15 protein-coding genes are annotated in these 24,043 nt (G+C 37.8%); 4 read left to right on the top strand and 11 right to left on the bottom strand.

Annotation, left to right across the window (positions count from 1 at the left end; genetic code table 11):
* Positions 1–4 precede the first annotated feature (4 nt).
* Both AC6I0I_RS04060 and AC6I0I_RS04055 read right to left on the bottom strand, forming a co-directional pair.
* Entirely contained in the window at positions 5–1,279 is a 1,275-nt protein-coding gene (locus AC6I0I_RS04060; RefSeq protein WP_161830852.1) for a VanW family protein, read from the bottom strand.
* Positions 1,280–1,317: 38 nt separating this feature from the next.
* Positions 1,318–3,381: a vWA domain-containing protein gene (locus tag AC6I0I_RS04055; protein WP_161830851.1), complete on the bottom strand. Its 2,064-nt coding sequence runs from the start codon at positions 3,379–3,381 to the stop codon at positions 1,318–1,320.
* A 188-nt stretch (positions 3,382–3,569) separates the two neighbouring features.
* On the opposite strand from AC6I0I_RS04055, the gene AC6I0I_RS04050 reads away from it, so the two are divergent.
* Positions 3,570–4,493, top strand: a complete 924-nt coding sequence (locus tag AC6I0I_RS04050; RefSeq protein ID WP_262953503.1) for an exonuclease domain-containing protein — start codon at positions 3,570–3,572, stop codon at positions 4,491–4,493.
* A gap of 347 nt (positions 4,494–4,840) precedes the next feature.
* Here the strand turns inward: AC6I0I_RS04050 and AC6I0I_RS04045 are convergent, their stop codons facing one another.
* Positions 4,841–6,619, bottom strand: a complete 1,779-nt coding sequence (locus AC6I0I_RS04045; RefSeq protein ID WP_262953504.1) for a M15 family metallopeptidase — start codon at positions 6,617–6,619, stop codon at positions 4,841–4,843.
* Positions 6,620–6,784: 165 nt separating this feature from the next.
* Here AC6I0I_RS04045 and AC6I0I_RS04040 point away from each other — a divergent pair, with 165 nt between their 5' ends.
* The gene (locus tag AC6I0I_RS04040; RefSeq protein ID WP_161830848.1) at positions 6,785–7,276 is read left to right on the top strand and encodes a CotY/CotZ family spore coat protein; all 492 of its coding nucleotides are present in this window, start codon (positions 6,785–6,787) and stop codon (positions 7,274–7,276) included.
* Positions 7,277–8,243: 967 nt separating this feature from the next.
* A complete protein-coding gene (locus AC6I0I_RS04035) occupies positions 8,244–8,570 on the top strand; it encodes an IS30 family transposase (protein ID WP_370512579.1) in 327 nt (108 codons plus the stop codon).
* 417 nt (positions 8,571–8,987) lie between these two features.
* Here the strand turns inward: AC6I0I_RS04035 and AC6I0I_RS04030 are convergent, their stop codons facing one another.
* The gene (locus tag AC6I0I_RS04030; RefSeq protein ID WP_161830847.1) at positions 8,988–9,722 is read right to left on the bottom strand and encodes a hypothetical protein; all 735 of its coding nucleotides are present in this window, start codon (positions 9,720–9,722) and stop codon (positions 8,988–8,990) included.
* Positions 9,723–10,089: 367 nt separating this feature from the next.
* Between AC6I0I_RS04030 and AC6I0I_RS04025 the strand changes: the two genes are divergently transcribed.
* Positions 10,090–11,370 (top strand): FtsW/RodA/SpoVE family cell cycle protein, encoded by a 1,281-nt coding sequence (locus AC6I0I_RS04025; protein WP_161830846.1) that lies wholly within the window; start codon positions 10,090–10,092, stop codon positions 11,368–11,370.
* Between the two features lie 44 nt (positions 11,371–11,414).
* Here the strand turns inward: AC6I0I_RS04025 and addA are convergent, their stop codons facing one another.
* The 7 genes from addA to der form a co-directional block, all read right to left on the bottom strand.
* Complete coding sequence (addA, locus tag AC6I0I_RS04020; RefSeq protein ID WP_237658855.1) at positions 11,415–15,020, bottom strand: helicase-exonuclease AddAB subunit AddA; 3,606 nt, start codon at positions 15,018–15,020, stop codon at positions 11,415–11,417.
* Positions 15,010–18,570 (bottom strand): helicase-exonuclease AddAB subunit AddB, encoded by a 3,561-nt coding sequence (gene addB / locus AC6I0I_RS04015; RefSeq protein ID WP_161830845.1) that lies wholly within the window; start codon positions 18,568–18,570, stop codon positions 15,010–15,012. Before addB ends, addA begins: the two co-directional genes overlap by 11 nt.
* A gap of 448 nt (positions 18,571–19,018) precedes the next feature.
* Positions 19,019–19,291: an HU family DNA-binding protein gene (locus AC6I0I_RS04010; protein WP_161830844.1), complete on the bottom strand. Its 273-nt coding sequence runs from the start codon at positions 19,289–19,291 to the stop codon at positions 19,019–19,021.
* A 208-nt stretch (positions 19,292–19,499) separates the two neighbouring features.
* A complete protein-coding gene (spoIVA, locus tag AC6I0I_RS04005; RefSeq protein WP_161830843.1) occupies positions 19,500–20,975 on the bottom strand; it encodes a stage IV sporulation protein A in 1,476 nt (491 codons plus the stop codon).
* Between the two features lie 305 nt (positions 20,976–21,280).
* Complete coding sequence (locus tag AC6I0I_RS04000) at positions 21,281–21,529, bottom strand: stage VI sporulation protein F (protein ID WP_161830842.1); 249 nt, start codon at positions 21,527–21,529, stop codon at positions 21,281–21,283.
* 107 nt (positions 21,530–21,636) lie between these two features.
* A complete protein-coding gene (locus AC6I0I_RS03995; RefSeq protein ID WP_161830841.1) occupies positions 21,637–22,644 on the bottom strand; it encodes an NAD(P)H-dependent glycerol-3-phosphate dehydrogenase in 1,008 nt (335 codons plus the stop codon).
* Between the two features lie 26 nt (positions 22,645–22,670).
* Complete coding sequence (gene der / locus AC6I0I_RS03990) at positions 22,671–23,981, bottom strand: ribosome biogenesis GTPase Der (protein WP_161830840.1); 1,311 nt, start codon at positions 23,979–23,981, stop codon at positions 22,671–22,673.
* Positions 23,982–24,043: the final 62 nt, after the last annotated feature.

Here is a 24,043-nt window from a genome sequence, read left to right as displayed (position 1 = left end):
TATTTTATTTGGATTTCTTTTTATAAACACTCGTATGCAAAAATTTCTCATAGACAACCTCACCTTCCGCATTATAGCCATAAAGCGTCGTATCGGCCTTAAGCCCATGATCATAAACCACCGTCTTTGGCTCATAACGAATCCCATGTAATGCATCAGCATTCGACCAAAGCTCAACGGTCAAGCTCCCATAAGCCGCGTACGCATAAATATAAATCGGATAATCGAGCGTATTAATAAATTTTAAATCCACCGAATAATCTACCATGGTCGCATCTTGTCCTAATGGAACATAACTCACCGGCAAACTATGGTTTCGACGTTCCGTTGCCGTAATACCCGCCAAAAGGTGCGCATTATATAACGTTGACGAAACTTGACAAATCCCTCCTCCAACCCCCGGAACAGGTCGACCATTAAAAAAGACGGTGGAATTAACATAGCCATTTTCAATACTTACCGGAGAGACTTTCTTAGCATAAGAAAACTGTTCTCCTGGCATCAAAATGGTCTGACTAACTTTCGAAGCCGCAAGTTCTACATTTTTAGCACGCGGAATTCCTGGTAAATAAGTCGTTGAGTAAGAAGAAATTTTCGCATTAATCTTTCTCAACTCTAATACATCGTGTTCCCGAGGATCCGTTAAAAGGTTCGCTTTAACTTCAATTGAATCACCTGTCGCCTTCTCTAATGTTTCTATGATTGAATCACGAAGCTCTTCTGCTAAAATTAATTGCCCATCTCTTCCCTCGTTAAGAACTAATTGATTATACCCCTGCATGTCAAACGTCGGTTCAATTTTTTCAATATACACCTCTTTTTCAATGAGACGTACCCATTCTTCAATTAATTGCTGATCATACTTATATTCTAATGAAAGGTCATATTGTATCGGTTCACGAAGCTGTGTCGCCCATTCTATCGATTCTAACTCTTTGAACTTTAAAAGAAGATCATCAACTAATAACTCACGCTGGCGTTTTAGTTGCGGATGAAACGTCGATAGCTTGGTCTCAAACGTTTTATCTCCTGCTAAAACAGTTAACTTTCGCTCTGATTGTTGATCTAATTTATTTTCAATCACTGACAAAATTCCTTCATGATCGATACTTGTGATTTCTTGCCCATCAATAAAAAAACGTGGCATAGCCCCGCCCTCTTCAGCGAAGGCAACGATTTCCGTCATCAGACATCCTAATCCTATCGTTAATAAAAGAAACAACGTATGAAGAAACAGGACTGCCCTACACATCATCCGCCACGCTATCGACTTCCACATCGTTTGACCTCCTCAATTATTCTAACCATCATCTCTTATTAGAATGTTATAAACAACTCTTGTTTATTCTCAAAAACGACAAGATCTCCTATTTTTTGTTGTGAGAATGATTGTTTTATTGCCCCATAACGCCGATGTTGTCTCTTTTTTTCATTTCTTTTTTCAAAATTAAAAATGGATTGCCCACACAACAACGTTTGCATCCTAAAAAAATAAATTTCATTGGACAAACCTAATCGCCGTTGTCTTACCCGTTGAATTTCCCTATTCAAAAAATGCAGGATAGGTTCTGAGGTCAAAAGCATTGTCTGACAAATGTCCTCATAACAACGTTGTGCCACCTGATATCTATTAAAATTTTCAATTCCCCAGCAAATCACATCGCCTTCATATCCCTTCATCTTCAACGTCGCCGCTTCAACTCTAGCCGGTATAAACACTCCCTCACCATTCACGCGATATTCCCGGCTTCCTCCCCCTTTATAACCAGCTCTTTTTTCTGAGTATTCTGGTTGATGCTGGCGCAGACATTTTAATAAAGTTTCTTTAGTCGATAAAACCTCTAATTCATAAAGTCCTTTCGCTATTTTCTCTGATGCATCTGGTGGAATGATTTGAAAATGGGTTAACTTTAAGCAAGATAAATCAATCTCATCTAAGGAGGCATCGAATGGGCATGGTTTTAGAAAGATGCCGTTCTGTTTTAATTCCTGTCTCAATTTATGCGATAGCCGACAGGTCAAGGTCTTCTGAACAAGTTCACCATTCTTAATTAAATCATACGTCCGGTAAACATAAGCCTCCCGCTTTGCATCCCGATGATTTTTTTGTACGACTCCGCACAGTTTAACCGTAAAATACACGTTCATTTTTGTTTGACTCGCCTTAACCGTAACAACCCGGGCAGGTTTTCCTAAAAAGGAGGCGGTAAAACAGAGATCATTTCGACTGTCAGAGACGACCAAAGGACGTTCAGCTCGATAATAAAGTTGGGTAAACGGATCGTCTAATAGCCGCTTTAACACATCAAATACAGAAAACCTTGAATTTAACGAATCGCTGATTTGATGGCGACTGGCTCCTTCATCAAGATATACCAAGCTTTGCTTTAGTTCATTCACTGAATATCCTTCGTAAACAACAGAGAACAAGGAAGTTTCGCGCAATAACTGGCTCGCCTCATGAATAAAACGGTGTTTGAGTAGATAGTAACTATATGCTAAACGAAACTGTTCCTCCATAGATTCGGAGATGACTGAAGGATTTATTTTTATAAGCTCCCCCTCTAAACTAAGCGCTCCATCAAACGTAACAATAAGTTGTGAGACCTGCTCAATCCGTTTAGGATGGCGAACCCGGTTCGTCTGTCCCATTAAAAAATAATCTTGATTTTCAATGACCCACTGGCGATTTTCCTGCGTTTTCAAACAAGAAATCCACCGTTTTAACCGGCGACGATAGCGAATGGCCTCACAGTAAGGATAAAAATCCCCCGTTTGCCCCGTTTTAGCAAGGCGAACTAAAAAGGGAAGATAACAGTTCCCCATTCCTACAACGTAAGTCATCACATGATGAGAAAACAAATCTAACATCCAACCATAACAACGCGACCATTCTATCGAAAGCGGGTACCGTTTCGAATAAAGATGTCCTGTCGTGACAATAATAACCTGCATCTTTTCGAAACTGCTTCTTTGGGTTGCCCATAAAAAAACTTCTGCTAGAGCCTCAGATAAAACGCATTCCCCGTCTCCACAACATTCCTCTAACTGTCGATGCAACTGATCAATTATTTGTTGTGGTTCTTCGAGGGTGGCCTGTTCAATTAACCCAATCAGTTCACCTTCCCCACCAAATAACAGAAGGGAGAGTTTGTGTTTTTTTCCAATTGACTTAACCGTTTCCGTCACTAGGTCCTTAAGGTCCTCTAAGTGCGCGGCCATTAAGGAAGAACCATCGATTAATAAAATGGTATGTAAAGTCGCACGTTTTTGAATAGGCGACACCATTTCATAAAAATATCCCATTTTTCTTTCATTAGGTGATAACTGTACTTCCTTCTTTCCTAAACTATAAACCCTTCGTCCACTCACGCGTTCCACTGAACATCCCTCCACCCATTGATTGTTATCCAATATATGAAGGGGTCCTTTATATTATTCAATGAACATCATCAGGAACCCTCCCTCTTTAATCCCTGATATTTCTTCTATGACTTTCCTTTCATTTATGTTAATCTCTAAACGATCCCCTCTTTTCATACAAAGATGGAAATATAAAGGAGAATATTATGAACTTTGTCGCTATTGACTTTGAAACCGCCAATGAAAAACGGGCCAGTGCCTGTTCCCTTGGACTTGTCGTCGTGAAAAACAGCCAAATCGTCGACAAACGCTATTACTTAATCAAACCGAAAGAATTACGCTTCGCCCCTATGAACACTCGAATTCACGGCCTACGGGCAACCGATGTTAAAAATGAAAAGGAATTTAATGAGCTTTGGCCCGAGATTAAAGATTTATTTGAGCATCAGTTTATTGTGGCACATAACGCCTCATTTGATATGGGCGTCTTAAGGGCTACCCTTGATCTCTACCACATTCCCTTTCCTCATTTTGACTATAGTTGTAGCATGCTACTCTGTCGAAATTACTTTCCCCTTCTTGAAAATGCAAAGCTAAACACGGTCAGTCACCACCTAGGCATTGCCTTTAATCACCATCACGCACTAGCCGATGCCCTAGCCTGTGCAACCCTTTTATTAACAGTCAACAAAGAGTTAGGGTCTCCTTCCATCAGGGCACTCTTTCAACACGTCGGTATCACCCCAGGATCTGTATTTGAAAAAGGATACCAAGCACCTAAAAGGGGAAAATCGATGGTAACCTCTCAAGCCTCACCCCATTCAGTTACTTCCTCTCTTTTCAACAGCCAAACTGATTTTTTCAAACATCAAACCGTTGTCATCACTGGTCCCCTCCAGTCTATGACGAGAGCGGAGGCAATTGCTATCATCAGTCACCTTGGAGGGACGGTGGGGAGTTCCGTTACCAAAAAGACAAATATTCTTATAACTGGGGGACAAAAAATATATGAATTATCCCCTGAGGAAATGACTACTAAACTAAAAAAGGCAATCACGCTTGTTTACCACGGACAAGACATTCTTTTTTTAACCGAAAATGAATTCCTCTCCATTTTAAGAGGCGAATAATTGGTGATCATCTTATGATAAAAAAGGTTCCTACATTTATAGGAGCCTTTTTATTTTTTCACACGCATCTTAGGGCCGTCTTCTTTCATCGTTCATGGACTAAAAAACATGATTCCCCCTCTTTTTCTAAAAAGAGATATTTCCTCCCCCTCCTTTTATTTCCTAACTTTTCGACACGCTATTTTTAGTTATTTCCCAGCACCACTCATTGGCGATAAATATCGACACAACATTTCCCGACATGTTTTTCAATTACCGTGATGCGACATCTATTTCCCGACAAAATCAGTGTTGTTTTTGGGAAATAAAAAAGAGTGCAAATGCGCACTCTTTTTCCCTTTTGTTGGCTACAATTCGTATTTTTCCTGACTATTCAAATCGTCATCTTCTTGTATAGCTTGACTTTTATCTGGTGTTTCCTCAGAGGGAGTTTCCTCTTTCGGATGATTCCGTTCATCTACTGAATCATCACCCTCACGGGACGACTCACCCGATACATCTTCGTTATCACCTAACTCGGATTCATCCTCTTTTGGTTTAGCTGAGGAATCTTGTTGATCGTCTGCTTTGTCCGCCGGTGAATTTTCTGACTCCTGTTGATTTGGAACATTTTCTTTATCTTGGTCTTGTTTATCGTCCTGTTTATCTTTACGATCAACGGCAGCGTCGTCGTTATTTTCATCCTCTTCGTTTGAATTTGATTGATCAAGTATTCCATAATTTAAGATATAGTCTTCAAGCGTCCAATCTTTATCATGGATTTCAGTCGCTACTTCAACACCTACATAGCGAAGATGATAAGGTTCATAAAAATAACCCACCTCGGATTCCCGATTTTCCGGATAACGAAGGATAAATCCATATTCATGCGCGTGTTCTAGTACCCACTTTCCTTCGTCGGTATTCGCAAATTCAAGGGAAAGTTCATTATTAATCGTTGGTGTCGTAATATCAATCGCCAATCCGGTTTGATGTTCGCTATGACCAGCACGACTATTAAAGGAATCCGCGTATTCAAGCCCCATTTCATAAACATCTTGATCGTAAAGGTTTTTTTGGACCTCATATGAAATATATCCGTTTCGTAAGACTAAATCATACCCCGCTTCTTTCGCCTTTGCAAAGAGTAATTCGGTTGCATCAGCAGCGTCACGACGTAAGTAATTCGTATTCACTAAGGAGTGTTCAGTTAACGGGACCTCTACCGGAACAAAATCAGTAGGCGTATAATTAGCGGCAAGTTGATAGTTTTGATTGACCAAAACAAGTAGGCTATCAACATTTGGCGTTTGAACAATATCCTGATAGAAATTTGATTTAACATTAGGATACTTAGCGTATTGTAGGGCATAGGTCACCGAATAATTTTTCTCTAAACTTAAAATTTCATCATAAATAGAAAAACGAGAGGGATCAAAGCTACTTGACTTCATTAACTCAAGGGCCTGCTCAGGTTTAATCTCAGTTTCCATGAGCGCCTTCAAATTAACTAATCCGAACTTTTGAAATAACTTCTCTACTTCCTCAGCCGCATACCCTTTTTCCTTCAATCCAGGTAAGACAACATCTTGGTATTCATCGACCATCGCCACAACTTCGGTTGGCTTAAGTGTCGCATTCTCCTTCTCATAGGCGACATAGCCAAGTAATGTCATCATATCTTTTTTCGTTTCCTGCGCATAATTTAATAATCGATTGAGGGTCAATACGTCCACTGACTCCACATAAGTTTTAAACTGCGGATCGGAAAACCAACCTTTAATAACATCCTCTTCATAACCCTGTTGAAGTAATGTTGGAAAAAATACATGGTCTAAAAAGGTTGCTAAATAAACAACCTCATTGGTCTCAAGATCTTTATAATGTTTAGAAAGCTCGACATAAGAATCATAGCAGTCGTAATTAAACCCTGAAACTTCTAAATACTTTTCTAAATCTTTGCTGCTTCGATGATCATCAATTAAATCTTGAACTAACTGAGGATGATTTTCCTTCAACTCCTGAATTAGTGAGTGATCATAACCAAGCCTTCTTAACACCATTTCATCACTCATCATATACGAGTAAAAAAATACACCGCAACCAAGTAAAGTGGCTACCCCAACTGGGACTAATACTTTTTGCATCTGACATTCACCCCTTTTCAAATCTTTCTTAGTATGTACCAACTTTTTAAAAATAAACCTAAATTTAGCAATTACAAGAAGGAATTTAATCAACTATTTTGGGTTTTTTAACTAAACGTTGCCCTTTATCTCACATAAAGTAATAGTGTACCTGGAGGTGATTATATGAGTTGTGAATGCAGTACTTCATCCACAAATACGAACTCAAATACCAAATATGCAAATTGTGTCGCAGACACTGTGCGCTTCATTAATCGATTACAACAAGCTGTTGTTCCTACTGAAATTGGTTGCAATCGTTGCAATAACCCTGTTTTAGGAGAAACTTCACGGGCGAATACCCGTCCATTTATTCTCTATCTTAAAAATGGGGAGGCATTTAAACCGGCCTTCTTAACAGATAGCCCACAAGCGCCACTTCCTATCTTTCGAGTTGAAGATGTCTGCGGAAATTGCGCCACATTAAGAGCTTTAGCAAGAAAACACCCTGGTTGTATGAGCGAAGGATTCGAATTTGACGATTGTTGCGAACATCATCATGATGAATTAGTTCCAACGCGCACTTGTCTCATCGTTAATTTGAATGATTTCATTGCCATTCAATGTCTTGACGATGTCTTCCTTAATTTAGAAGTTTGCGATTGTGCGCGTTTATAAAAAATAGATGGTTAGAGAGGGTCTTAAACGTAAAGGTTAAGACCCTTTTTGAATAATCATCCCCTTGTTCAATTCCCCTCTAACATTTAAAGTTAAAAAAAGGGATAAATCCAAGACTGGATTCACCCCCTTTTAAACCTCATCTGTTATCTATTTCACTTTATTTTATATAAATTTATTTTTATACTAAAAACCTCGTATCTTTTGCTCGCGTTCCCTTAAATGAATTTGGAACTCTTCAATATCTTCTTGTGTCGCTTTATTTTTAATCAATGATCGTGACACCGGCCGTTGTTTTAGATAATTTGAATACTCCTTATTTTTAGCTTCCTAACGTTTATTAGCTTTAGTTTGTTTAGTTATTTTCATTTGAATTATCCTTTCTAAAATAATAAAGTATAAAAAAGAGTAATAAAATTCCACTAAAATACGTTTTCTTAAACATTAATAAAATTGCCATTAATATAATTAAACAAATTCTTAACATATTATTCTGCTAGATGTTATAATAGGAAGAGGGTGGACCTAATCACCCTCTTAAACCTTAGCGTTTTTTATTTCGCTTGGGTTTGTTAACAGTTGCTTTATATGCGATGGAAGCAACTATTATTGGACTTATGGGTGTGGCGAAGTTATAAAAATTTTCGCTACACTCTTTTATTTTATCTAGCATTTCCTCACCTCCTAAATACGTTATAATGCGTGCAGTAAGAAAAAACAAGTATTTTTTATAAAACATATAAAAAAAGTAGCAAGTGATAAAAATCACTTGCTACTTTTTATTTAAAACTTGATTAGCTTATCCATTAAATTTTCAGATCTAAATAAAGAGTTGAAATCAGAACAACTGATGGAAACCATTCAAAAATATCTAGAGCTAACTTGGTCACCCGAACAAATTCCTAATAAGGTTTTAAAGATTGTTATTTCATTTAAAACTATTTATCGTTGGATTTAGGATGGAACGATTTTATTAGGAGATTTAAGTTGTTTAGGGCAAAAAGGAAAGCGTCGAAAACCACGAGAAACACGTGGACGACTTAACATTAGAACCTCGATTCATCAGCGTCCCAAAGAGGTAAACAAACGTCATACATTGGGACACTGGGAACTTGATATGGTTGTTTCAAGTCATGGTAAAAGTAAAGATTGTTTAGCCACCTTTGCTGAACGTCAAACACGCTTTTATGTGACTATAAAAATAGAAAATCGCTCGGATTCAGAAATGTATCGAGCGATTAGTGAGTTATATGAACTCTTTCCTAAAGACACCTTTAAAACCTATACGGTTTGATCGAGGAAAAGAGTTTGCTTATTATTCCAAAGTAGAAGTTGACTTAAAGGTTCCTGTTTACTTCGTAGATGCCTATTCATCTTAACAAGAGTCAGTGATGAAGAAATTAATGAGGCACTCTGCCTCATTAATCATCGACCACGAAAATGTTTAGGTTGGAAAACTTCATGAGTCACCTACCCACGCAGTGACATCCACATTTAGTAGGGAATCGAGCTATTTCATGAGAAACTATCGCATTTGTATTAACAATTCGTCATGTTGAAAAAAACATACTCTATGTCAGAGTTAACTTCTACTTTTTCAACAGATGTCGTAAAAAAAACATCTTCATAACATTCAATTATCTCCCTGTCAATAATGCTACTATGATATTAGTTAACGGCATCTTCAAGAAATTTCATATTAATTTTCCCCTTAAAGATGTAGAATACGAATACCTTCAATCTCTGCCACAGAAATGACCTCGATTTCATCTTTGAGATTATCAATCGTAATATGTCGATCATCTTTTAGCTCAATCATCCCTGATTTTAAACTCCCATCTTTTTTTACAATCTGAACGATAGGTGCCTTCATCAATAACGGACGATTAGTTAATTCTTGAATAAATGTTAAAAGTTCTTGTTGCTTCTCATCTAACTCAACAACGGCATCTTGTGGATCTTGCACGTCATTAGCCCCTTCATCCTCTAAAGTGACCTCTGATGGACTCTCCTCTACCACCTGATCAACAATCTCTACCACTCGCTCCTCCATCTCTTCCGTTGAATCTACAGCCACGCCTTCAACCTCAATCTGAGGTTCACTCGCCTCTACTTTTGGCACAGGGCATGAAGTTGATTCACTTTCCTCTGACACTTTTGCAGGTTCTTGATGATAATTAACAACAATATTGACCGTTTCATAGGGACAATCATCCGACTCGACCACAGATTCCTCATATGTATTTTCCTGCATATCATCTTCCTTTGGAACAAGCGCCTGAAAATGACTCTCCTCTAAGCGATCAAAACTATGTACATAATTTTCGGCCACGATATCTTTTGGTTTTTGAGTGGGCGTTTTAAAAAAGCTTTGCTCTGTAACCCTACATCCTTTATACGTCGTATCAACAAATAATAAGGGTCCCCTTTCATTTGATTTTGCCATATTAAACAAACCTCCCTTACGTTAACCTACTATAATCTATGCAGCACATTTTGAAGCGGTCACTCCCATCTTCTCAAAAAAAGAAGGCGCAGCTTTTGAAGACTTCTCCCGTTGTTTGAAGAGATTAAAACGATTCCAAAAAAAGAGCCGACTCTTTTAATCCCGAACAAACTCCTCCTACAAAGAGCACCATGACCTTCGAAAGATGACGACTTCGTCCTTAACTTAAGTCGCTTACATCAATCGTTTGCTCCTCTAATCATCAAGAGGAAACGCGCGCCTCCCTAAAAAATCATCTCAATGGCTTATCTTTTCTCATATTATCTGATAAAATAGACATGATATCTTGACGTAATAGGTGATAAACGTGAGAAATATTTTAAACAAGTTTAAAGTTTTATTTTATAATCCCATTATTGTTTACTTAATTTTAATTATCGGAATTGGGGTGGTTGCCATCCAATCGGCCTCCCCACTTTTTAAAATTAATTATGCGGCTACGCATGATAATAATGCGTTTAAGCAATTACTCTTTATTGGAATTGGGGCCGTTATCGCGGTATTTATTATCATCATTGGTATTGAACGAATTCGCGCCCTTCGGTGGTGGATCTACGGTTTTTGGATGATTCCGCTTCTTGGACTTTTCGCCTATAAAAAGCTCCACCTTCCGATTCCCTTCGTTAAAGATTTAAATGGAGCCGTTTCTTGGTACGAGCTTCCAGGAGGGTTAGGGACAATCCAACCTTCGGAGTTTATGAAAATCGGGCTTGTTCTCGTCGTGGCAGATATTATCCAACGTCACAATGAACGGTACCCACATATTAGGCGAACCTTCAAAACAGATTTAAATTTATTGATGAAAATTATGGCGGCTATTTTACCCCCATCTATCTTAATTTTCATCCAACCCGATTCAGGGGTAACCATGATTATCCTTTTCTTCATTGCCATCATGATATTTTCTTCTGGCATTCAATGGCGTTACATTTTAACTGTCGGAGGCATCGTGATCGTGCTCATTGCAACCTTCATTTTACTCGTTGGGGTCTTTCCTGAATTTTTAACCGGAACACTCGGAATCGATGCCTATAAATTAAGTCGTTTCTTCGGTTGGTTTGATCCGTTTGGAACGATGGATAAAGACGGGATGCAACTGGCTAAGGGATTACTCGCCATCGGGTCTGGAAACCTCATTGGAAATGGATTTCAAAGTGCCCATGTCTATTTCCCTGAAGCCCACACCGATTTCATTTTCGCCGTCATTGGAATGGATTTCGGATTAATCGGAACGCTTATTACCATTACTTTATGCGGTCTATTTGACTACGAAATCTTAAATACAGCAACGCTTAACCGCGGACATTACAATAGTTACGTTTGTATTGGAATCTTTGGAATGCTATTTTTCCAACAAATCCAAAATATTGGGATGACCATCGGTCTTCTTCCGATTACCGGAATTACCCTTCCTTTTATTAGTTATGGAGGAAGCTCTTCACTTTCCTACATGATTTTATTTGGAATTGTTCTAGCGTCCTATATTGAAGGCATCAAAATCAAACATAATGAAGTCGATTACCATGAACGAACGTTATATTTAAAAACAAAAGCGTATATTAAAGATAATGTTAAATTTGATGATTAAAAAAAGGCTCATTTCTCATAGAGGAAATGAGCCTTTTTTTCGTTCTAAGCATAAACGATGGCTTCTTGAACTTTAAGGAAATAAACATAACACGACACTGTTTTAGTGGGATAAATTTCTTTAATGGCTTTTGAGTAATATTTCATCTGAACAGTGTAACGCTCTTTTAGTTCTTCATATTGCTCCTTAAAATCACGCACGTAATCTGTCTTATAGTCAATAATTAAAACTTCATCCTCAAATTCTGCTAGTAAATCAATAACCCCTTGTAATAAAACTTGTGACCCTTTATCTTCCGTCAATTGAATTAAGGTCATAAAGGGAACTTCTTTTTTAATGGTGATCGCCTGGGCTAACCGGTGATACAACGCACTCTTCGTAAATTCCAAGACGTGGTGTAGGTCAATTTTATCAGCCATTAGCGGGGTCATCATTTCCTTCTCAATCACCCGTTGTTTCATCTCCATTAAATCCGCTAACGTATAATCTAGACGAATCGGTAAATGTTGCATAAACTGGTGCAATGCCGTCCCTGCCTCAGGTCCACTTACTTGCTTTTCCTTCATAAAAGATGGCCGATCATAGGCTACCGCACGTTTCACTTCTGGTACGCCCTTTATCAATGGGGTTGTTTCCTCTTCCTTTCTTTGGGAAACGGATTGCTTCGCTTGGATTTCTACAAGAGATTGATAAGGATATTGGCGTTGAAACACCTTTTCAAAATCAATGACCGGTGGTGTCACTCCATGATGTTGATCATTCACATCCGTCTCATTCAATTCCTCGTATGCGGATACGACACGTATCTCCCATTCACTAGAATCATCAATCCATAACGGTTGTTGTTCGCAATATATAGCACTAATTTCCTTTGAATCCCGGTGGCGAAGAACCGCTGGAATCAACCAATCTCCGTAACTTTTAGCCTGCATTCTAGCTGTCATAGGCAGTCGATCCCCTGACTGCATCACGATCTCACTCATCGAAGCTAATTTTTTTTTTACGTCAAAAACACCTGTAAAAATAAGCTTCGATTGGGCTCGTGTCATCGCAACATAGAGCAGTCGCATCTCCTCGGCTAACATTTCTTTATGAATCATCGCTCCCACAATATTTTGGGCCATCGTCTTTTGTTTAAGACGAAGATGAGGATCGATATATTTCACAGCGACTCCGTAGTTTTTGTGAACTAAGTAATTTCCGAGTTCATCTTGGCGGTTAAACGTTTTATGAATTTGAGAAACAAAAACAACTGGAAACTCTAATCCTTTGGACTTATGAATCGACATCACACGAACCACATCTTCCGTAGCCGTCACGGTTTTTGCCTTTGCGAAATGTTTTCCTAAAGATTGCATCCGTTCAATATACCGAACAAAGCCGTAGACACCTTTTTTCGTTGTCGTCTCATACATTCGTGCCTTATCTACAAAGACATCCAAATTGGCTCTTCTTAAATATCCGTGAGGAAGCCCTAAGACAAATTCATAATACAACGTTTGCTCATAAACAAGCGTAATCAATTGCGAAAGGGGCATCGTCTTCGACTTAAACCTCCATTGCTCCACACATTGAACAAAATGATTCGCCTTTTCTTTTAACAGGGAATCCTCTCCCTCTTTAGCATAGTGACGGACAAGATCATAAAAAGAGGTCGCCTTACTAAACACCCGAATCATCGATAATTCCCGCTCACTAAAGAAAAAGAGTGGCGAACGCATCAATCCAGCGAGTGGAATATCTTGATAAGGATTATCAATTACCTTTAAGCAGGAAACTAAATTAATAATTTCTATAGACTCAAAAAGATCTGTGTTTTGCTCCGTAAATAATGGAATATGATAGCTCCTAAACACATCTTGAAAAATCGTCACACTTCCTAACGATCGCATTAAAATAACGATATCCTGATATTTTAAAGGGCGATAACTTCCCTTTTTGCGATCATAAATTTCTTGCCCTTGGCTCATCCACTGTAAAATTAATCGAGCAATATGATGAGCCTCCACTTCCACCGCACTTAAATCCACGTCGCTTTCCTCATCAAATTGAGGTTTATCAATTAAATGAATCTCACTTTTATTAAACGCATCATTCGCTTCATTTAAAACCCCAAGCTTTAATTGAGCTGCTTCATCATAAGCAATTTCACCCACTTCTTCGTCCATGACCTGCGTAAAAACATAATTAGTAGCGTCTATCACTTGTTGATGTGAACGGTAATTTTTCATCAAGTCTATTTTATTTCCATCTGGTTGAGGAGTAGAAAATCGATGATATTTTTCTTGAAAAATACCTGGTTCGGCTAAACGGAAGCGATAGATTGATTGCTTCACATCCCCTACCATAAAGATAGGAATCTTTGGTTTAGCGACACTTGCAATTGAATGAATAATATATTCCTGCATCGAATTTGTATCTTGATATTCATCAATCATAATTTCTTTAAATTGGCGATACACTTCTTTGGCAACTTCTGTTGGCTTCCCACGATCCGTTAATAATTGGAGAGTGTTCCATTCTAAATCAGAAAAATCTAACATTTGTCGCTCATGTTTGGCTTTCATAAAACGTTCATGAAATAAAAAGACGAGTTTTGATAGGGCGATGACAAGGGCTTGGCTCGCTTTAAAATGTTGATGATGTGTTTCATTCGTATATACAAAATATTTTTCTTCGAGTTTGCCAATTCTCTTTTTAAAGGCATCGCGGGCCTTTTTACTTTGCTCATGTGCCTCTTTATCATATTGCTTCGCATTAAACCTTGGGAAAGTAGCTAACTTTGTTCCCTTAAACGCCTCGCGTAACTCAGCATACGTCGCCTGGGCTCCCTCTTTTAAACGATTTAAGTATTCAAGGTCTTGCGGATAAACATCGGTTGGATATTTATGTGCCACGCCCATCACTTCCGCATCTTGCGCAAACGCATATGCCTTTTTCAAATCTAATAATGCCTCATCAATAACAGGTGACATCAGGTGATTTAATTGCTGATAATACCCCCACGTGCTTAAGTCATCGCCCTCCCACTGATATAAGTCAGGCAATTCCTTAAGCCACTGCTCCATATGAGGATTTGATCGAGCGAGTTCATAAACTTTTAAAACCATCGTCTTTAATGCTTCATCATCTCGATCACTATTAAAACTCTCACTTAATTGCACATACGCTTCATCGTCTTGTTCCGCTAACTCATCAAATAGCGCCTCAATCACATCATCTTGCAAGATTCCTACTTCAATATCATCCGCAATCTTAAAAACAGGATCCAGTTGTAACAAATAATAATATTTTCGAATCAACTTATTACAAAAAGCATGAAAGGTTGAAATATTAGCCGATGCAATCTTATTTAATTGAGTTGCTAATAACACATCATGCGGATGGAGTGCCAGTTCCTGCTCAATCCGCGAACGAATCCGTTGCTTCATTTCAGCAGCGGCCGCTTCAGTAAAGGTTAGAACTAATAGTTCATCAATATTAATCTGATCAATTAAAATCTTCTGAATCATCCGCTCGACTAATACTGCTGTTTTACCTGAGCCAGCACCTGCTGAAATTAATAAATCATGCCCCTTTTCATAAATCGCTTGCCATTGCTCATCATTCCAAATGGCATCTTGAGGCTTCTTTGGTAAATTACTCATCATCACCCGGTCCTCCATCCTCTAATCGACACTTCATTGCCTCTAGGGCAACCTCGGTCTTCATTTTAGGTAATACACGCCACTCATTTCCAACAAAGTCTAAATCAAATTGGCAAATCCCTCGATATTGACAGTAATCACACGCCGTCTTTGATCCGTGTTTCGTCGGATTAATTTTTAAATGGCCCTTTGTAATCTTGATCGCTGAGTCCTCAATCATTTGGTTCGTATACTTGCGTAACAACTGAAGTGAATCATTCGCTAAAATAGCATTACCTCGGGATGAAAAACTCCCATCTTTCTTTAACGTAATCGGAACAATATCACTTTTACTTTGCTCCCCTAACCGTTGATCACTGAGATGTACAACATCATAGTCCTCAGGTAAATAGCCATTCATTTTATATTTTTCATACTGTAATTGCTCTACCTTTTGTTCATAGGCTTCCTGACGCAGTAAATCATCTATATCATGACTAATAAATGGCCGATGGACGTGAAAATAAAGCAGTCCCCCGACCTCAGCTGGTAAATCAATCAATTGCAAGGCATTTGAAACCACGATATCTAAATAAGTTAATAACTGGAGGCTCAATCCATAGTACACTTTATCCAATTCTAATTCTTTATCACTTGATTTATAATCAATAATCCTTAAATAGGCACGGTCCCCCGCTTCATTTTTAGCAACATCCACGCGGTCAATAACCCCTTTTAATGATAATCTAAACCCATGAGGTAACTCCCGTGCCTTCAGATGAATCCCAGATGTCCCATGAACATCAAATGGTAATTCAAAAAATAGCGGTTTAAATAAACTATGTTGGCCTTGATACTTTAAGCCTAGCAAGGTTTTAGACACAACTTGAGTCAATCGTTCCGTTAACTTCATCATTCGTTTACTTTGACGTAAAACCCTATAGAGTAATTGTTCACTTAATTCATCTGCTACTAAGCGAGCTAACGTCTGACATTCCTGAACACTTAAGTCGGAAAATGAGCGATTTTCTCTTTTTATCATTTCAGATATTCTCTTTAATGCTTCATGATAAAGTTCCCCAATATGAGGTAAATCCAATTGATACGTCGGACGCTCTTTTAAACGTAATCCATATCGTAAATAATGGGCAAACTCACATTGATTAAATAACTCTAGTCGTGAAACACTAGCTACAATTTCCTCACTATACAATTGTTTGGTTAGTTGCTCATCTAATGAAACCACATCATTTTGGTAATTCAAAATATTCATAATCGTCTGATAGATTAACGGTTGCTTCTCTTTATAATAATTCAATAACGGTTCATAATACGCTCGCTGGCTGGCATCCTGTTTTAATACAGCAATTAAATGTGCAACTGTTTGGGAGTGGGTCGTTAGATGTTCATAGACATCTTCCTCCGATTCACGTCCGATGTGTTGTTCAACCGACTCCTTAAACATGTTTTTTAAATGCGTATAGATGTATGAGGGTAAAAATTCTTTTCCTTCATCATTACTAGTTGCATAAGAGAGCGTTAACGAAAGTTTAGGGGAAGTGAAAACCGTATATAAAATAAATTGTTCATCTACTTGTGCCTGGATTAGACTAGGTGAAAGCTCAATTCCAAACGATTTTAATGCCTCGCGTTCAGTCTCGCTCAATAGACTAATTTCGGTTAATGTTTTAGGAATTTTCCCTTCGTTCACACCAAGGACAAATGCATGTTTAATCCCGTATTGGGAAGGGTCGCTTAAATCCCCCACCAATTGATAACGAGAACGACGAAGTTCACCTACTGCCACTTGATCTAATCGTGGAGGTACCGTCGCATAAACCATCTCTTCAAGTCCGGCCTTAAAGATTGGCACAAAATCATCTAAACTTACTGTTTCCTCCTGCCCAATTTCCACAAGTTGTTCAAAAAGAGACAGAAGTTTATTCCAAACTTGGGCGTGACGCTTATACAGTTGCAAATCTCCAAGTTCCTCCGCACTCTCTTCAAATAGGGCTAATTTTTGTGGAATGTGGCAATCCTCTAAAAAGGTGAACAATGCGATCGCGTAATCTTTATACGTTTTCGCTCCTTTAAAGGCGTGTTCAAGTGATAAAATGGCCGTACTAATCTCATTCTTTAATTGGTTGATTTGTCGTTCCAACTCTAAATCGTCGTCCGTTTTGACGTAACCACGCCCAAGTCCCTGATAACGATCATAATTCCATTCTTCTTCACTGATCCAATCCGCCTTCTTTAAATTTCTTGTTAAACAATAGTTTTCAAGTTGATCCACTTGGCGTTGGTAGGCTTGATAGGCGGTATAAAAAGACTGCCCCTTTTTAAATCCTTCAACATTCATAAAGAGCCCCGTTTTAATCACCGTAAAAAGCGTATCATGACGCCAACGTGATAAAATAACATCAAAAATATGATAAATCAGCATCATCAACGGATGATGAAGCATGGATTCTTTATAGTCTAAGAAAATAGGAATTTCAAATTTGGGGAAAATAGCCGCGATTAATTCATCATAAGCAGCCGCGTCCCCCGTATAAATCGCAAGATCACTATATGCATATCCTTCATTGTGAACGAGATGATAAATTCTTTTGGCAACCTCTTCAACCTCTACACGTTGATTAGCTGCTGCAAAAAAGGAAACCCCCTTTTCATTTGAAGGAGATAAAGGCGCTTGTAAAAAATGCTGTTCTAAATGTTGAAGTGCAGGCGACTGATGAAAACGAGACTTGGCATTCGATGATATTTCAACGATTTCATAATCAAGTCCACGTTCAGTCGCCCCTGCTTGTAAACGTTGCAACGTACGTCTTGGTAACTCAAACACTAGGCTTTGATCATTTAGATCATGCGTCAATACAATCGTGACAGACTTGGCATATTTCATCAGTTGAAATAAAATGAGTTCTTCCTGCTTATTAAAGATATGATACCCGTCCACGTAAAAATCGCTAGTCGCAACCGTCTGGCTGTTCGCAATTTGCTCGCTTAAAAGCGTATAATAATCCTCGCTCATTAAATATTTATTCCATGAGACATGTTCAAAGTTTTCATATAAAATCGCTAAGTCATGAATTTTTTTTAACGATTGAAGTGAGCCATTAATCCCTTCCTTTAACTCGTTAGCACAAGCAAATAGCTGAGACGGGCTTACACAATAACTCTTAAATTCTGAAATCATTTCACTAATTTTATTAATAAAGCCCGGTTTATTTGCATAATACGGAAATAATGCAAGATCATCCTTCTTTTCCGTCATGACTTTTTGCAGTAAAATCGCTAGCCCTACCTCATCTAAATGATATCGGCTTAACCCGCCTGTTTCCTGTAAAATACGATATGCAAAACGATTAAAACTAAGTCCCTGTACGCGCATCAGGCTCGGATATCGACTTTGTTTTAATAATTGATATTCCATATGAAATGACATTTGGTCAGGAATTAACACATAAATGGGGTCACCTTGAGGTAACTCATCGCAGGCCTGTTTTATTTCATCTAAAATAACACGGGTTTTTCCAACACCCGATCGTCCTATAATAAAACGAATACTCATCCTCTCACCTCTTATTTCTTTTCCTATAATATGGCTGATTCTAATTCCCGTTAAACACGGCTTCTGCAAACAACTAGCCGATTAAATCTATGGATTTTCCTAATTAACAGCCACCTCTTTTACCGATTCAGACATTCACTTCCTCTTAGGCGGCATTCAGTCACATGTCTTGGCATCCTCATGACACGACTTCATTCACCTTGATGAGGGCGGAAACATGTCTCCTCATTTCCTCCAATCATTATCGTTATATTTAAACCCGACGTTCATGTTACCTTTTATAAGTCTCCCCTAATTAGGCATCCTTACACGCCCTCAAGTCTCCTATCGTTGAATGAAGTTCGACTTGAAATAGGTTGCATTGGCTCATCCGATGGAGGGTCTACCTTATTTCTCGCCTCCTGATGTATAAAAAAGACAACTGCCAATGAGTTGTCTTTTTTATACATTATTTTAAAGCATCTTTTAAAGCTTTACCTGCTTTAAATGCTGGGTATTTACTCGCTTCAATTTCAATTGTTTCTCCAGTATGTAAATTGCGTCCTTGACGAGCAGCACGTTCACGAACCTCAAAAGTTCCAAACCCTACTAAAGCAACTTTATCATCCTCTTGTAATGCTTCAGTTACTGTTTCAATGTACGCACTTAAAAATTTATCTGCTTCTTTCTTTGTTAACTCCGCCTTTTCAGCGATTTTATCTACTAATTGAGAACGATTCATAAATTTTAAATACCTCCTAAGATGTTTCATTGCAAATAAAAGTTTACCATACCCTCTAGTGAGGTTGCAAACATTTATTTGCCTATTTTCCTCTGACATACTATTTTATCCTATTATGTAATAAATTAATGATTCCTAGTCACTATTTTATTAAATTATATTAAAAATTCTCTCATCAAGAAGACGATGAGAGAATTTTTTGGATAAATTATAGCATAATCGCAATTAATCCACCATTACCTTGGTTAACAATCTTGATTAATGTCTCTTGTAATTTCATGCGTGCATTTTCTGGCATTGAGTATAATTTAGCAGAAATTCCATCGCGGACAATTTCGCTTAAACAACGACCAAAGATTTCAGTTGACCAAATTGATAATGGATTTTCATCTACATCTTTTAAGATGAAATCAATTAAATCTTTACTTTGTTGCTCTGTTCCGATGATTGGTTCAAAAACAGATTCAACATCTACACGGATCATATGAATTGATGGGGCAATAGCTTTTAAGCGAACTCCATAACGTGATCCTTGTTTTACAACTGTCGGTTGACTTAATGTCATATCCTCAATTGATGGTGTCGCAATACCATATCCTACTTGTTTCACCATTTGTAAAGCACTCGCGATAGGCTCATACTCTTTTTTAATGTTTGCGTAATCTTGTAATAAATACATTAAATCTGCTTTATCTTTGATTGGACCTACTAATTCAGTTAAGATTTGATCATATAACTCATTTGGAACTTTAATTTCTAATTCGGCTAATCCAACCCCTGCATCTAACGCGCTAATATAGCAATCTTCAATGACATCTTCTGCTTTTAACTCTTCAGCTAAATAGTTAATATCACGAAGTTTATAGAATTCGTTTGTACTTTGGTTAATTAATTTTAAGAAGCGTGCTTTTAACCAATTGTCATCACTTAATGCATCTACCCAGCTTGGTAATTTGATATCTAATTCTGATACTGGGAATTCATATAACGCCTCAGTTAAGACACTATAGATATCTTTTTTCGTCATGTTTTCAACACTTAATGGAATAACTGGCACTCCATATTCTTCTTGTAAATCATTACGTAAAGCCGCTACATCTTCTGTTTTTGGATGTGTTGTATTTAATACAACGATAAATGGCTTGTTAATCGCTTTTAATTGCTCAATAACTAACTGTTCAGCCTCTAAATAATCTTCACGTTCGAAGTTTCCAATTGAACCATCAGTTGTCATAACGATTCCAATGTGTGAATGATCTTCAATAACCTTTTGTGTTCCAATGGCTGCAGCCTCAACAAATGGGATTGGTTCTTCATACCATGGAGTGTTTACCATTCGTGGACCTTCCTCAGTTTCATAACCAACTGCACTTGGGATAACATAACCCACACAGTCGATTAAACGAATACTTGCAGAAACTTCACCTTCAACTGTTACATTAACAGCTTGTGCTGGAATAAACTTTGGCTCAGTCGTCATAATCGTTTTTCCGTTTGCACTTTGTGGTAATTCATCAACCATACGTTTTTTTACATTTTCATCTTCAACTAATGGAATAACAAGTGATTCCATAAATTTTTTGATAAACGTAGATTTTCCTGTACGAACCGCTCCTACGACACCTAAATAAAACTCTCCATTTGTACGGGCAACAACGTCTCTCATCAGTTCATTAGTTTCCATAGTGTAAACCTCCATTTTCAATTATATTTGTCACTAACAATGTATGATGCTTATCCTCTACTTTATGAGAGAATTTAAATAAAACTTTTATTTTTTGATCCGACGTTTGAATAAGTCCAAGGATCTTTTCTCACCTAACTCAACAATGAATCAGGTTGCGTTTCCTTCGAATTATATGCACCATTAGCTTAAAGATATGATAACTTTTTTCCAAATTTATCATTTGCTACATCGTGGGGAATAAAAAAGAGGGTGCGTTTTTTGAAACGCACCCTCTTTTTTATCTTTTTAAAACAAACTCCCACTTACATCATCATTTTCAATAATTGATCCATATCTGTTGGAACTTCACCATTAAGAATCATTTTTGTTAACTGATCTTCTACTGATTTATCCACTTTACGACCAACAATTGAACCAACACTTTGAATTAATGCACGTACTTGCTCTTCATTTTTCAAATCCATTCCTGAGGCTTGATCTGCAATATTAAAAATTTCATCTTGATTAATATTTACATCTTTCCCACAACGTCCAAAAAGATTATTAAACATAAATAAAACCTCCTCATGTCTCATGTTCAATATAACATATGACATCAGGAGGTAATTTGTGACTAATGACCTATTAATTTAACTTTCCTTCAAAAAAAAGCATCTCATTAATAAAATTCTGGTTTCATCTCGCGACTCATTAATTGATTAATGGCTTCACGAGGATCTAATTTATTAAAAATCACTTCATAAACCGTTTCTACAATTGGCATTTCAATATTTAATGCCTGCGCCATCTCATAAGTTGCCTGACAAGTTCTAACTCCTTCAACGACCATCGTCATACTATCAAGAGCCTCTTGAAGATTCGATCCATTTCCAATTTTATATCCAGCTTGCCAATTGCGACTATGTACCGACGTACAAGTTACAATTAAGTCTCCAAGTCCACTAAGACCACTAAATGTTTCTTCGTTCGCACCTACAGCAACCCCAAGACGTTTAATTTCTACAAGTCCTCGTGTAATTAATGCCGCCTTTGGATTATCACCATAACCAAGTCCAGCTAAAATTCCTGCCGCTAAAGCAATCACATTCTTAATCGATCCACCAATCTCTACTCCGATTAAATCATCCACACGATAAACGCGGAAATAATCATTCGTAAACATTTTTTGAACCTCATTCGCACGGTCTACGACTGTCGCCGCACAAGTAACCGTCGTCAAAGAACGTTGAATAACTTCCTCAGCATGTGATGGTCCTGTTAAAGCAACAAACGCCTCTAAATAATCGGCATTAATCTCTTCCATAACAATCTCAGACACACGCTTATGTGTCCCTGGCTCAATCCCTTTACTCGCATTAATAATAACAACCTTATGTGTTAATTGCGTATTAATCGTTTTTAAAACGTCACGAATCACTTTCGTTGGAACAGATAACAAAATAAACTCTGCTTCTTTTAAGGCCTCTTTCAAATCAGTTGTCGCTCGTAAAGAAGATGGCAATTCTACCTCTTCAAAAAATCGAGCATTACGATGATTTTCATTCACATCTTTGACGATGTCTGCATTTAAATCATATAACATCACCTGATTTTTATTATCACATAAAACTTGCGCTAAGGCTGTTCCCCAACTTCCAGCTCCCACTACTGTTATATTTTTAACCATTATAAATCCTCCTCATTATATACCTGTTAATCCCTATTTCTTGCGATAATATGAATAGGTGTTCCTTCAAATCCAAACGCCTGACGCATACAGTTTTCTAAATAACGCTTATATGAAAAGTGTAATAACTCAGGATCATTAACGAAAACAACGAATGTTGGCGGTTGAGTAGACACTTGAGTTGCATAGTAAATGCGTAGACGTTGTCCATTATGCGTCGGTGTTGGATTCATCGCAACTGCATCCATAATTACATCATTTAAAACATGAGTAACCACACGTTTTTTATGATTTTCTGCCGCCATATTTAGTGGTTCAAATAACGTGTGTAAACGTCGTTTCGTTAATGCTGATAAGAAAACAATCGGAGCATAATCTAAAAACGCCATTTCGGTACGAATTAAATCTTCCCACTCTTTCATTGTTTTATCTGTTTTTTCAATCGCATCCCACTTATTAACAACGATGACAACTGCTTTACCAGCCTCGTGTGCATACCCCGCTACACGTTTATCCTGCTCGATTAATCCCTTCGAAGCATCAATGACGATTAAACACACATCACTGCGATCAATGGCGCTAAGCGCACGAAGAACACTATATTTTTCAGTGGTCTCATACACTTTCCCTCGCTTACGCATTCCGGCTGTATCAATTACAACATATTTTTGTCCATCTTTCGTAAATTCCGTATCAATGGCATCACGAGTCGTCCCAGCGATATCACTTACAATAACACGTTCTTCCCCTAAAATGGCATTTGTTAATGATGATTTTCCAACATTCGGTCTTCCGATGAGTGAAAATTTAATCACATCTTCTTCGTAATCTCGTCCTTTTTTATCCGGCATTTGTAAAACGATTTGATCGAGCATATCCCCAAATCCAATACCATGAACAGCAGATGTTGCAATCGGATCACCTAATCCAAGTGAATAAAATTCATAGATTTGATCTCTGAAATTAACATCATCCACCTTATTTACAACAAGAATAACTGGTTTGTTAGTTTTATATAGCATATTTGCAACTTCTTGATCGGCCTGAGTGATTCCGTCGCGAGCATTCGTTACAAATACGATGACATCCGCCTCATCCATTGCGATTTCCGCTTGATGTTTAATTTGTCGAACAAATGGTTCATCACCAATTTCAATTCCACCTGTATCAATCACGTTAAACTTACGTGTTAACCATTCCCCGCTACTGTAAATACGATCACGAGTAATTCCAGGTTCATCTTCTACAATCGACACACGTGATCCTACAATTCGATTAAAAATCGTTGACTTTCCAACATTTGGTCTTCCGACAATTGCTACTACAGGTAATACCATGTTGTCACCTTCTTTCACCTTTCCAAAAAAAATACATCGTTAATATTATAGTAGTTTTTGAC

This window comes from Turicibacter sp. St.80E1 (assembly GCF_059728495.1).
This window is presented reverse-complemented; position numbering and strand designations above follow the sequence as displayed.